The 13,131-nt window shown below is 67.8% G+C and carries 7 protein-coding genes and 1 pseudogene; 3 read left to right on the top strand and 5 right to left on the bottom strand.

The window, feature by feature from the left end; translation table 11 throughout:
- Positions 1–552: 552 nt before the first annotated feature.
- On the bottom strand, positions 553–1,005 hold the full coding sequence (locus ACVCAH_RS36395; protein WP_447140758.1) for a KUP/HAK/KT family potassium transporter: 453 nt from the start codon (positions 1,003–1,005) through the stop codon (positions 553–555).
- A 133-nt stretch (positions 1,006–1,138) separates the two neighbouring features.
- Positions 1,139–2,389: pseudogene (locus ACVCAH_RS36390) on the bottom strand (KUP/HAK/KT family potassium transporter); the annotation flags it as partial.
- Positions 2,390–2,964: 575 nt separating this feature from the next.
- On the opposite strand from ACVCAH_RS36390, the gene ACVCAH_RS36385 reads away from it, so the two are divergent.
- The 3 genes from ACVCAH_RS36385 to ACVCAH_RS36375 all read left to right on the top strand — a co-directional run bounded on the left by ACVCAH_RS36385 (position 2,965) and on the right by ACVCAH_RS36375 (position 9,958).
- Positions 2,965–6,180 carry an efflux RND transporter permease subunit gene (locus tag ACVCAH_RS36385; RefSeq protein WP_447140757.1) on the top strand — a complete coding sequence of 1,072 codons (3,216 nt, stop codon included), beginning with the start codon at positions 2,965–2,967 and terminating at the stop codon, positions 6,178–6,180.
- A 156-nt stretch (positions 6,181–6,336) separates the two neighbouring features.
- On the top strand, positions 6,337–6,726 hold the full coding sequence (locus tag ACVCAH_RS36380; protein WP_447140756.1) for a hypothetical protein: 390 nt from the start codon (positions 6,337–6,339) through the stop codon (positions 6,724–6,726).
- Between the two features lie 34 nt (positions 6,727–6,760).
- A complete protein-coding gene (locus ACVCAH_RS36375; protein WP_447140755.1) occupies positions 6,761–9,958 on the top strand; it encodes an efflux RND transporter permease subunit in 3,198 nt (1,065 codons plus the stop codon).
- 14 nt (positions 9,959–9,972) lie between these two features.
- Here ACVCAH_RS36375 and ACVCAH_RS36370 read toward each other — a convergent pair whose 3' ends face one another.
- The 3 genes from ACVCAH_RS36370 to ACVCAH_RS36360 all read right to left on the bottom strand — a co-directional run bounded on the left by ACVCAH_RS36370 (position 9,973) and on the right by ACVCAH_RS36360 (position 13,120).
- Positions 9,973–10,743 (bottom strand): AfsR/SARP family transcriptional regulator, encoded by a 771-nt coding sequence (locus tag ACVCAH_RS36370; protein ID WP_447140754.1) that lies wholly within the window; start codon positions 10,741–10,743, stop codon positions 9,973–9,975.
- A gap of 312 nt (positions 10,744–11,055) precedes the next feature.
- The gene (locus ACVCAH_RS36365; protein ID WP_447140753.1) at positions 11,056–12,432 is read right to left on the bottom strand and encodes an ATP-binding protein; all 1,377 of its coding nucleotides are present in this window, start codon (positions 12,430–12,432) and stop codon (positions 11,056–11,058) included.
- Positions 12,422–13,120, bottom strand: coding sequence for a response regulator transcription factor (locus ACVCAH_RS36360; RefSeq protein WP_447140752.1), 699 nt, complete (start codon positions 13,118–13,120; stop codon positions 12,422–12,424). The genes ACVCAH_RS36365 and ACVCAH_RS36360 overlap by 11 nt, the downstream gene beginning before the upstream one ends.
- Positions 13,121–13,131 lie beyond the last annotated feature (11 nt).

Genomic DNA, 13,131 nt, shown 5'->3' with positions numbered 1-13,131 from the left:
GGAGACCTCGCTACTTATCGATCACCGACGCGCCGGAATCTCCTCGCCCACCACCGCCGACTTCGACACACGACCTAAGCCCCCGCCGACCTGATCGCGCCCGGCTGCGGCAGTCTGGGGCGGGACGCCCAGACAGTCGCCACGACGAACGGCCATCGGCGGACTGCCGCAGCGACGCCGTGTGGCGGTCTCAAGTCGGGCAACGCCAGGAGCCCACCACCCCACCGGCAGGTCGACACCCGGACACAGTAACGCTCACCCGACGTGAGGGCGATAGCACGGGCGTCGGCCTCAGCCCCTTCCCACCCGTCAGAGAGGGGCATGGGCGAGCGCGCCGGAGGCCCGCGAGTCCCTCTGTGGTGGTCGCGGCGCGGGCCTCTGACCTGCTGATGTGAGGTCGCGTAAGGCCGTGTAGGCATTGTCAGCCCCTCCCGAAACCTTCTGCGACCGCCTGCGGTCATACCGTCGACCCACTGACCAGTTGCGCAGGCCAGCGAGGCGACACAAATCAGGCTCGCACAATGCAGCTCGGCCCGGCCGATCGGGCCGGGTTCAGACGGGGACTTCGGCGCTGAGGACGATGGTGCGTTCCTCGGGCAGGTGAAGGAATTCGGCGTGGCTGGCGGCGTTGTGGGCGAGGGCGATGAAGAGGCGTTTTCGCCAGGTGGCCATTCCGGGCTGACGGGTGCAGCGCAGCGTGATCCGCGAGACGAAGTAGGAGACCTGGTCGAGGGTGATCCCTTCGGCGAGGGGGTGGGTGGCGGCGCGACGCAGGACCTCGGGGAAGTCGGTGGGGTCCTGAAAGCCGAAAACGGCGGTGATGTGGATGATGCCGTCGTTCGGGTCGCCGAGATCGTCGATGGTCAGGCGCTGCTCCCACGGGATGTGCGGGACGTTCGCGGTGCGACCGGTGACTATGACAATTTTCTCGTGCCGAACGTGGTTGTGCGCGACGTTCGCCCGCAGTGCCAGGGGGGTGGTCTCCTTGTTCGGGTGCGGGAACACGGCGATGCCCGGTACCCACGGGACGTTCGTGGCGTGCAGGGTGTCGATGAAGTCGCGGGGGGCCTTCGCGTTCGATCCGCCGGGCGGTGACGAGGTCGGCTCCGCGCCGCCACGTCAGCAGGGTGGTGAACAGGATGATCGCGATGAGCAGCGTCAGCCAACCGCCGTGGGTGACCTTGGCCAGGTTCGCGGTGAAGAAGGTCAGCTCGAGGCTGCCGAAGACGACCCCGAACAGCGCCAGTCGCCAGGTGGTCCAGCGCCACAGCACTCGCGCGACGACCAGGAACAGGGTCGTGGTGATCAGGAATGTGCCGGTGACCGCCACCCCGTAAGCGGCGGCAAGGTTCGTGGATGAGCCGAACGCGAACACGACCAGCAGGACTGCCGCGAACAGGGCCCAGTTCACCCCGGGCGCGTAAATCTGCCCGTACTCGCGGCGGGAAGTCTGCCGGATGCGCAGGTGCGGCAGGAAGCCCAGCCGCATCGCCTCTCGGGACACCGAGAACGCCCCGGTGATCACCGACTGGGACGCGATCACGGTGGCCACGGTGGCCAGGCCGACCATCGGCAGCTGTGCCCAGCCTGGTAGCAGCAGGAAGAACGGGTTTTCCCGGCTGTCCGGTGCGCGGAGGATCAACGCGCCCTGGCCGAGGTAGTTGAGTGTCAATGCGGGAAACACGATCGCGAACCAGGCCCTGCGGATCGGGGCGCGGCCGAAGTGCCCCATGTCGGCGTAGAGCGCTTCGGCCCCGGTGATCGCCAGTACCACCGCGCCCATCGCGATGAACGCGATGACGGGGTGGTCCACGACGAACAGAGCCGCATACGTCGGTGACAGCCCGGCCAGAACGCTCGGGTGACGTATCACCTCGGCCGCGCCGGCCACGGCCAGACTGGCGAACCAGAGCAGCATGATCGGCCCGAACACCGCCCCGACCCGTCCGGTGCCCCATCTCTGGATGGCGAACAGCAAGGTGATGATCACCGCGGACGCCGGCAGCACCACCACCTCCCACGCCGGGGAGATGACCTCGAGACCCTCCACCGCCGACAACACCGAGATCGCGGGGGTGATCACACTGTCGCCGTAGAACAGGGCAGCACCCAGCGCCCCGAGCCCCAGCACTGCAGCGCCGCGCCTTTCGCTGGCCTTGACCAGCGCCCTCCGGGCGAGGGCGGCCAGGGCCATCACCCCGCCTTCGCCCTCGTTGTCGGCCCGCAGGATGAAGATGACGTACTTGACCGACACGATCAGGATGATCGACCAGAAGACCCACGAGATCACGCCCAACACGTCGGGAGCGTCCGGTGTCAGGCTGCGGTCGAGGGTGAAGACGGTCTTCAGCGCGTACAGCGGGCTGGTGCCGATGTCGCCGTAAACCACCCCCAACGCACCCAGCAGCAGTCCCAAGCCCGCCGTCGGGCGACCCGCCAGCGAGGTCTGAGGCGGCGCCCCACCATCCTCGGTTGGGCCCTCTCCGGCTACCGAAGGCTGCTTCCTGTTCGCACGCTCCGCCACTCCACAGGCATACCAACCCGGACGCCCCCTCCTACCCCGGACTCCGAACTTCGGTCACCCTGGCTCTGAAGATCAAGCAGCGAAGGCGGGAGCAGCCCCTTGCCCACCCTCACGGCGTCGTGGACGCCGAGTCGCGTGACGCGTGCGTGTGCGAGCCGGCGTTGATGTCGCAGGCCTGGCCATGACCGAGGTCGTGGCAGATTGGCCACGGGGCGGCGAGTGGAGGCGGCCTGTCCCGCTTAGCCGCTCACCACGCCGTTCGGTGTCGAGCCGATCCGACCAACCCTCGGCGAGCGCTGGCCATCGACAACTGTCAACTTTTCGGCGGCACTGTGAGCCGGCTGTGAGCCGGCCGTGAGCGGGCCGTGAGCGCGGTATCCGAGATTCACTATTGATTGGCCAGTGGCAACCGAGAGGTTTCCGGTTGGAGGTCTTCGGCCATGATGCGATGGATCGTCGGATCGAGCATCAAGTACCAGCGTCTGGTGCTTGCCGTCGCCGTGGCCCTGCTGGCCTTCGGCTTCGTCCAGCTTCGTACCAGCTCGGTTGAGGCTCTGCCAGAGTTCGGGCCGGTGCGGGTCGACGTACAGGTCGAGGCGCTCGGGCTCTCCGCAGAAGAGGTCGAAAACCTGATCACCAATCCGATGGAGAACGAGTTCTTCAACGGAATCCCGTGGCTGGCCAAGCTGGAGTCACGCACCATCCCCGGACTGTCGTCGATGGAAATGACCTTCGAGCCCGGCACCGACCCGATCCGGGCGAGGCAGGTTGTGCAGGAGCGACTCACCATGGTCGCGATGCTGCCCGCGGCTTCGTCGAAGCCGCCGCTGGTGGTGCAGCCACTGTCGTCGACCGGCCGACTCATGATGATCGGCCTCTCGTCCCAGGAGCGCTCGCTGATCGACATGTCGATGCTCTCCCGCTGGACGATCGTGCCCCGCCTGCTGAGCGTCCCCGGCGTGGCCAACGTGACCATCTGGGGGTTCCGTGACCGTCAGCTGCAGGTGCAGGTCGATCCCTCCAAGCTCATGCAGAACGGTGTCACGCTGGACCAGGTGCTGCGTACGTCGGCGAACGCGTTGTGGACTTCGCCCCTGACCTTCGTGGAGGCATCGACCCCCGGGCTGGGCGGCTTCATCGACACCGCTAACCAGCGGATCGAGATCCAGCACAACCAGCCGATCAAGACTGCCGAGGATCTGGCCAAGGTCACCGTCCAGGGCGCGGAGGACCGAGGGGTGCTCCTCGGTGACGTCGCCCAGATCGTCGAAGATCATCAACTCCTCATCGGGGACGCCCTCGTCGAGGACACCCCGAGCCTCATGCTCGTGGTGGAGCGGTTCCCGGGCGCGAAGGTCGCGGACGTGACCCGGGACGTGGAGGCCGCTCTCGACCAGATGCGACCCGCAATGCCGGGCGTGCAGATCGACACGACGGTCTACCGCCCAGCCACCTTCATCGAGAAGATGGTCGACAACCTGACCATCACGCTGATCCTCGGCGCCATTCTGCTGGTGCTGGTGCTCGGTGCGCTCCTGTTCGACTGGCGCGCCGCGCTGGTCAGCCTCGTGACGATCGCGGCGTCGGTAGCCGTGACGGTGCTCGTCCTGGGGTGGTTCGGCGTCGGCCTCAACATGATGTCCCTGGCGGGGCTGGTGATGGCCCTCGCCATCGTCGTGGATGACGCGGTGGTCGGTGTCGACAACGTCCGGCAGCGGCTGCGCCAGCGCCGCGACGAGTCCTCCGACGTTTCGGCAGCCGACACCATCCGTACCGCGATTTTCGAGGTGCGCGGCCCGCTCTTCGTCGCCGCGGTGATCGTCGTGGTCTCGGTGGTGCCGCTCTTCATCCTGGACGGAGTGCGCGGCGCGTTCCTCACGCCGGTCGCACAGGGCTTCCTGGTGGCCACGACGGTCTCGCTGGTGATCGCGCTCACCATCGCGCCGGTGCTGGCGACGCTCCTGCTCTCCCGTCCGTCCCTGCCGCACCGCGGATCACCGCTCGCCGGGCGGCTGGAACGGGCCTACGCCGGGCTGCTGCCCAACCTGCTCCGCCGGCCGGCCTGGTCGTACGCGCTGGTCGGCCTGCTCGTGGTGGCGAGCCTGCTCGCCCTGCCGTTCCTGCGCGGACGGCCGCTGTCGCCGACGTTGCAGGAGCGGGACCTGCTGATCAGCTGGGAGGCGGTGCCCGGTACGTCCCGACCGGAGATGAATCGGATCACCTCCGCGCTCACCACCGAGTTGCGGGCCGTGCCAGGGGTCCGCAACGTCGGAGCCCACACCGGGCGCGCCATGGCGTCGGACCAGATCGTCAGCATAAACGCCGGCGAGGTGTGGCTCAGCATCGATCCGGCGGCCGACTACGGCACGACGCTGTCCGCGGTGCAGCGGGTGGTCGACGGCTATCCCGGCGTGCAGAGCGACCTGATCACGTACTCGGACAAGCGGATCGGCGAGGTGGTGACCCGGGGTGTGGCGGAGGACCTCGTCGTACGCATCTACGGCAACGACTACAACGTCCTCAATGAGAAGGCGCAGGAGGTGCGCGGGATCATCGCCGGCGTCAAAGGCGTGGCCGACCCACGGATCCGGACGCATCAGGTCGCGCCAACGGTGGAGATCGAGGTCTCGGTCGCCAAGGCGGCACAGTACGGCCTGAAGCCGGGCGATGTGCGCCGGGCGGCAGCCACCCTCGTGGCGGCGACGGTCGCCGGCAACCTCTTCGACGATCAGAAGGTGTTCGAGGTCGTCGTGTGGGGCGTCCCCGCGGTGCGGCAGAACCTGTCCACCATCCAGGAGCTTCGGATCGACGCGCCGGTCGGCGGCCCGGGCGGCGGCCCGACGCAGGTGCGCCTGGGTGATGTCGCCGATGTTCGAATCGTCGCGAAGCCCGAGATCATCACGCACGACCAGGTCTCCCGCAGCATCGACGTCGTCGCGAACGTTCGCGGGCGCGGTCTGGGCGCGGTCACCAGCGAGGTCAGGAACCGCCTCCAGCAGGTGACGTTCCCCCGTGAGCACCACCTTGAGGTGCTCGGCGAGGGTCAGGCACAGGCCAGCTCCGAGTTCCGGGTGTGGACCTTCGTGATCGGCGCCGTGATCCTGATCTTCTTCCTGCTGCAGGCCGGATTCGACAGCTGGCGGCTGGCGACGCTGTACTTCCTGCTCCTGCCGGCGGCGCTGGCGGGAGGGCTGCTGCTGGCGGCCGTCAACCGGGGTGCGCTCTCGACGGTATCGCTGCTGGGCCTGCTCACCGTGTCAGCGATAGCCGTCAGGCACGGCGTACTGCAGATCCGGCAGTACCAGCGGCTTGCCGAGGAAGGCCACCCGCCCGGCGCCGAACTGGTCGAGCTGGGCTCACGGCAGCGGTTCGTCCCCACACTGGCGGGTCTCCTGGCGTCCGGGCTGGCTCTGGTGCCGCTGGCGCTCTACGGCAGTGTCTCGGGTCTCGAGATCGTGAGCCCGCTCGCATTGGTCGTCGTGGGCGGCCTGATCACCACGGCGCTGCTCAATCTGGTCGTCCTGCCCGGCCTTTACCTGCGCTTCGCAACCCCGTCCTCACGTCCGGCCGGGCCTCAACCACCGCCCAGGTCGCTCCCCACGCCCCGGCCACAAACGGATGCGGCGGGCCAACAGACAGGTACGAGCCCCGCGTGAGCCCGATCGGACGCAGAAGAGCTCCATGCACGACAAGGAGGCGACCACATGCGAAACAATGGTCGATGGGCGGCAGCGGTACTGATCACCACAGGCCTGGTCCTGTCCGCATGTCAGACGGCTCCGCCGAGCGGACTTCACCAGCAGGCGCCCGCCGTGATCGGCGAAGCCGATGCAAACGGAGTCCGGAGCGTGCGGTTGACCCGGGAGGCCGCCGATCGCCTCGGCATCGAGACGGTCCAGCTCCGCGAATCGGGGGGGATGGGATCGTCTCCGGGCGCCTCGCCCACGGCGGGCGGCCAGAGGGCCAACGTGGTGGCGACCGTCGTGCCGTACTCCGCGGTGCTGTACACCCCGGACGGCACCACCTGGGTCTACCGGGAGTCCCGACCCTTGACTCACATCCGGGAGAAGGTCGTGGTCGCGACGGTAGGCGGGCCCGACGGGAACGAGGCGGTGCTTTCGGAGGGGCCGCCGGTGGGAACGGCGGTCGTGACGGTGGGCGTGATGGAGCTCTACGGCGCCGAACTCGGAGTCGGCAAGTAATCCTTCGGTCGGTACGAGGACAGGGACCCTGGCCATGATGCGTTGGATCATCGGAACGAGCCTGAAGCTCCGATTCCTCGTGGTCGTCGGGGCCTCGATGATGATGTTCTTCGGCGTCGTGCAGATTCGCGACATGCCGATCGACGCCTTCCCGGAGTTCGCACCACCGCGGGTGGAGATCCAGACGGTCTGCATCGGGCTGTCCGCCAAGGATGTCGAGGAACTCGTATCCGTCCCGCTCGAACAGGGCCTCAACGGGATCGAGGGCCTGGACGTGATGCGCTCCAAGTCGGTCTCCCAGCTCTCCTCGATACTGATGATCTTCAAGCCGGGAACCAACATTATGAAGGCGCGCCTGCTGGTGCAGGAGCGGATCACCGCCATCACGCCACGGCTTCCCCGCTGGGCCAATGCGCCCTTCATGATCCAACCGTTGTCGTCGACCAGCCGGGTCATGAAGATCGGGATTTCCCAGGCGGACAAGTCCGACGCCGCCCACGTCGAGATGGCGCTGCAGGCCTACTGGACGCTGCGCCCCCGCATCATGCGGGTGCCCGGTGTGGCGAACGTCGGCATCTGGGGCGACCGCTGGCACGTCAAGCAGGCCCTCGTCGACCCAGAGCTGATGAAGAAGCACAACGTCACGCTGGCCCAGGTGATGGAGGCCGCCGGCGACGCGGTGGACGTGGGCCAGCTGAAGTTCCGCGGCGGGTTCGAGATCGGCACCGGCGGGTTCATCGACACCGCCAATCACCGGTTCCAGGTGCAGCACCAGCTGCCCGCCCTGACCGGGCAGCAGCTGGCCGAAATTCCCATCGAGGTGCCGAAGGGCGCCAAGCCGGTCCACCTCAAGGACGTCGCCTACATCACCGACAACATCATGCCGCCGTCCCTGCTCATCGGCGACGCGGTCATCAACGACGGCCCGGGCCTCATGCTCATCGTGGAGAAGTTGCCCTGGGGCAACACCCTCGAGGTGACCCGCGGTGTCGAGGCAGCACTGAAGGACTTCGCTCCGGGTATGCAGGGCCTGCAGGTCGACACCGAGATCTTCCGGCCGGCCACCTTCATCGAAACCTCGATCGACAACCTCGGCCGCGCGATGGTCATCGGGTTCATCCTGGTGGTCCTGATTCTCGTGCTCTTCCTCTTCGAATGGCGCGTGGCGCTGATCAGCGCCATTTCGATCCCACTCTCGCTCGTCGCGGCGGGACTGGTGCTCCACTGGACCGGGGCCACCATAAATACGATGATCCTGGCTGGGCTCGTGATCGCGCTCGGCGTACTCGTCGACGACGCCATCATCGACGTCGAGAACATCGTGCGCCGCATCCGCGGGCGCCGGCGGGCGGGCAGCACCGAGTCGACCGCCTCCATCGTCCTCGAGGCTTCGCTGGAGGTGCGGGGCCCGATCGTCCAGGCCACACTGATCATCCTGGTCTCCACGATCCCGATCTTCATGCTCACGGGGCTCACCGGCTCGTTCTTCCGGCCCATGGCATTCGCCTACGGGCTGGCGATCCTGGCCTCCCTGCTGGTCGCGCTGACCGTCGTCCCGGCGCTCGCCCTGATGCTGCTGGCCAGGTCGTCGATCGAGCAACGCGAGTCACCTCTGGTGCGCTGGCTCCAGCGGGGCTACACGGCGCAGCTGGCGCGCATCATCCCCCGTGCCGGCCTGGCCTATGGGACCGTCGTCCTCGTCGTGGCTGGCGGCGCCCTGGTGGTGCCGCAACTCGGGCAGAACCTGTTCCCCGCGTTCAAGGAGCGCGACTTCCTGATGCACTGGGTGCTTCAGCCCGGTGCGTCCCGCGAGGAGAGCGTCCGCATCGCCATCCAGGCCAGCAAGGAACTCCGGGCGATCCCAGGGGTCCGCAACTTCGGCGCCCACATCGGGCAGGGAACCCTCTCGGACGAGGTCGTCGGCATGAACTTCGGCGAGAACTGGATCAGCATCGACCCGGACGTCGACTACGACAAGACGGTCGCCGAGGTCCAGCGGGTGGTTGACGGTTACCCCGGGCTGCAGCGCGACGTGCAGACGTACCTGAAGGAGCGCACCAAGGAGGTGCTCACCGGCTCCAGCGACGCCATCATCGTCCGTATCTCCGGCGACGACCTCGACGTCCTCCGCGACAAGGCCAACGAGGTCAAGGACCTCATCGCGGGGATCGACGGCATCATCGAGGAGCACGTGACGCTCCAGACCAACATCCCTCAGGTCCAGGTCGAGGTCGACCTGGCCAAGGCGGCACAGTACGGGATCAAGCCGGGCGACGTACGCCGAACGGCCGCCACCTTCATCGCCAGCGAGGAGGCGGGCGACATCTGGCGCAACGGCAAGAACACCGAGGTGCACGTGTGGAGTGTGCCGCAGGCGCGATACAGCATCGAGAGCGTCCGCAACCTGCTCATGGACGCAGCGGACGGGAGCAAGGTCCCCATCGGTGAGCTGGCCGACGTCAAGGTGGTCCCCACACCGAACCAGATCCTTCGGGAGAATGGGTCGCGGTACATCAACGTGGGCGCCAACGTGGCCGCGGGCAAGGCGCTGGGCGACGTCGCGGCCGAGGTCGAGCGACGCCTCGCCACCGTGGCCTTCCCGCCCGGCTATCACCCGCAGCTGCTCGGTGAGTACAAGGAGGCGACCAGCGCCCAGGATCGGCTGCTGCTCTACGCCGGCGTCGCGGTGATCGGGATCCTCTTCCTTCTGGCGACCGCCTTCAACAGCTGGAAGCTGGCGCTCCTCGTTCTCCTCACGCTGCCGATGGCTCTGGTCGGCGGCGTCCTGGCGGCGTACGTCGGCGGCGGCATCCTCTCGCTCGGCTCGCTGGTGGGGTTCTTCACGGTGCTGGGCATCGCCGCGCGCAACGGCATCCTGATGATCAATCACTTCCAGCATCTGGAACGGGAGGAAGGCGAGCAGTTCGGCACCGCTCTCGTCCTTCGCGGCGCGATGGAGCGGCTTTCGCCGATCCTCATGACCTCGTTGGCGGCCGGGCTCGCCCTCGTTCCCCTGGTCATCTACGGCGACCTTCCCGGGCACGAGATCGAACACCCGATGGCGGTCGTGATTCTGGGTGGCCTGGTCACCTCAACGCTGCTGAACCTGTTCGTCCTGCCGCCCCTCTACCTGCGCTTCGGCCGGCACGACGGATCGCTCACGCTTCGGCGACCTGCGGTTGCAGCGCTCCGCTGGCTCGGGGCCTGGCCTCCCGACAGGTCGTTGACCTGAGCGGCGGACCGGCTTCACGTCGCGTGCTCCGGCGGAAGGTCGAGCGCAGGATCGCCGCGAAGGATGGCTCGTTCCAGCTTCTGCAGCTCCGGCCCGGGCTCCAGCCCGAGTTCGTCGGCGAGCCGGTTCCGCGTACGCCGGTAAGCCACCAGCGCCTCGGGGGCGCGGCCGGCACGATACAGGGCCAGCATGAGCTGCGCGAGCAATCGTTCGCGGTACGGGTGCTGCACGACGAACTCGCCGGCCTCGTCGATGGCCTCGTCGTGCCGCCCGAGCCGCAACTCCACGCTCAGCCATTCCTCCAGGGCCGTCAACCGCGCTTCCTGCAGTCGCCGGGACAACTCTTCGACGCGCGGTGTCGCCACATCGGCAAATGGGCTTCCCCGCCACAGGTCGAGAGCATGCCGCAGCAACCTGGACTTCTCCTCGTCATCCTTCTGGGCACGAGCCGCGGCGACCAGAGCGCGGAAGCGGTGCGCGTCGACGTACATCGGGTCGGCCCGCAGGACGTACATGGGGCCACGGGTGGCGATCTTGACGCCATCGGCATCCGCTCCAGCCATGGCCAGGATGGTGCGCAACTGGGAGACGCGGACGTGGATCGCATGGCGGGCGGTCTGCGGGGGCGACTCGGGCCACGTCAGGTCGACCAGACGGTCGACCGTCACGAGCTGGTTCACCTGCAACGCGAGCACCGCCAGCAGAAGTCTCTGTTGGCGCGGCCCGAGATCCAGCTGCCGATCCCCCGCCCATGCCTCCACAACGCCCAAGAGCCGGAACTCCAAGACCTCACCCCCCGTGCCTGATGGTGCGCACCTCCTCCGCCGCGCCGCGCAGGGTCTCAAATTCACGCCGTTGATACGCCGGACAACCGTTTCATCCGACAATTCTTCATGTTCTCCATATTCCGCCAGCCATGGCGGAAACTTGGCAAGCGCTGGCAATATGGTCTAACGCGCCTAAACGAGCACTAACAGAGTTAGTGCTCGGCTGTCAATGACCCGGTTCGCGACCGGCGGCTCAGTTCTGGTTAATTGGCTGCTCAGGGCGCATCCGATATTTCCGAATCGGCGAGATGAACCGGGAGGGCGGTCGACTCAGGACGCGGGCATGCGGATAACGAATCGCGCACCGCGCACCGAGTCCTCGACCACCATCGACCCGCCGTGCGCCTCGATGATCTCCATGGCGATGGCCAGCCCGAGACCGGTGCCCCCGGTTCGACGGCTCCGATCGTCGTCGAGTCGCGTGAATCGCTCGAAGATGCGCGTGCGGTCCTCGGGCGGGATCCCCGGCCCATCGTCTTGGACGACCAGCGTGACGCTGCGGTCGTCGCTGGAAAGCTCCACGTGGACCAGGGCGGAAGCATGTTGCTCGGCGTTGTCGAGCACGTTACGTACCGCCCGCGTCAGGTCGTCGGGACGGCCGACCACGGCAGCTGCCGAGACCGCTTTCGTATCGACCCGCACCGTGCCGCCGGCGCGAATCCGGGCCGCCTCGGAGACCACGATGTCGTCGAGGTCGACGGGACGGGCCGGGGCCAGCGGGGCGCCGGCGTCCGCCCTGGCGACGAACAGCAGGTCCCGGACCAGTCGTTCCATGCGACGGTTCGCCACGAGCAGGTCGGCGGCGATGTCGTTCCAACTGGTGCTCTCCGGGTGGGCGAGCGCGACCTCCAGGTCGGTGCGCGCCGCGGCCAGCGGCGTCTGCAGTTCGTGCGAGGCGTCCGCGACGAAGCGGCGTTGACGCTCGGCGGCCGCGTCCAACCGGTCGAGCATCATGTTCATGGTGTCCGCGAGGCGACTGATCTCGTCGTCGGTCGGTGGCACGGAGACGCGCCGGCCGAGTGACCGTTCCGAGATGTCGGCTACCTCGGCCCGGATGGCGTCCACCGGCCGCAGGGTGCGACCCGTGACGGTCCAGGTGGTGAACGCGACGAGGGCCAGCAGCAGTGGAGCGCCGATGGCGAGGGCGCCCTGCAGAGCGTCGGCGGCGTCATCGACCGGGGAGAGACTCGCCGCCACGTAGACGGTCACCGGCCCGGTCGGCGTGTCGGTCGACATCGCAATGAGCCGGTAGCTGCCGCCTTCGGCGAACGGGAGGCCGTCGACCGTACGGACCTCCGGCCCTTGCCCGGACGGACGGAACCGGGCGAGAGACTGGTCGCGGCGCAACCCCGCGGTGGCGGCGACGACCCGGCCGGAACCGTCCACGACCTGGCTGGCGCTGCCGTCATCGCTGGCCTCGACAGCCAGCTCCGCGGGGAGTGACCCCTGGCGGGCCAGGGCCGCCACATCCTGGGCACGCACCGTCGCAATGGCATCGACCCGCTCTACGAGCGAACCGCGTACGAACACGACCAGGCTGACGGCGGTGACCACGAGAGCGGCACCGACCACCATGGTCGCGGCAACGGTGGTGCGGGCCCGCACCGTGGTCAGGCGGACGCGGCGTCGGTTGCGATCAGCCGCCATCGGGGTCCATCCGGTAGCCGACGAGACGGATGGTCTGGATCGCGCGACGCCCGAACGGCTCGTCGATCTTCTTGCGCAGATGCCGGACGTAGACCTCGATGATGTTGGGGTCGCCGTCGAACGCGAAGTCCCACACGTGGTCGAGGATGGTGCTCTTGGACAGCACCTCGCCCGCCCGTCGCATGAAGAACTCAAGGAGGGCGAACTGGCGAGGGGTGAGTGACAGCTCCGTGTCCCCGCGCCAGGCACGGTGGGCGGCCGGGTCGAGCCGCAGGTCGCCGACGTTCAGCGTGGCCGGGCGCTCCCGCGAGCCCCGGCGCAGCAGCGCCCGGATCCGGGCGACCAGGACCAGGTAGGAGAACGGCTTGGACAGATAGTCGTCGGCTCCCGTGTCGAGGGCCTCCGCCTCGTCGAGTTCGCCATCCTTCGCCGTGAGCATTATTATCGGCGTCCAGTTTCCGGCCTCGCGCAACTCGGCACATACCCGGTAGCCGCTCTTGCCGGGGAGCATGATGTCGAGGACGACGACATCGTAGTCGCCCTCACTGGCCCGCCAGAGACCGTCGATACCGTCGAGGGCGACGTCAACGGCGAACCCCTCGGCCTCCAACCCACGTTTGATGGCTCTTCGAACTTGAGCGGGGTTCGCGGCTGGCGGTGACCCGGACGTGAAGGGCTCGCAGCCCATCAGTGATCATC

Source organism: Micromonospora sp. LZ34 (assembly GCF_052981855.1).
Note: the sequence above shows the minus strand (reverse complement) of the source record. Positions and strands in the feature narration are given on the sequence as shown.

Excerpts from the sequence above, each read along its gene's own strand:
- ACVCAH_RS36360 (WP_447140752.1), bottom strand. The coding sequence starts at position 13,120 with ATGGGCTGCGAGCCCTTCACGTCCGGGTCACCGCCAGCCGCGAACCCC.
- ACVCAH_RS36375 (WP_447140755.1), top strand. The coding sequence starts at position 6,761 with ATGATGCGTTGGATCATCGGAACGAGCCTGAAGCTCCGATTCCTCGTG.
- ACVCAH_RS36365 (WP_447140753.1), bottom strand. The coding sequence starts at position 12,432 with ATGGCGGCTGATCGCAACCGACGCCGCGTCCGCCTGACCACGGTGCGG.
- ACVCAH_RS36385 (WP_447140757.1), top strand. The coding sequence starts at position 2,965 with ATGATGCGATGGATCGTCGGATCGAGCATCAAGTACCAGCGTCTGGTG.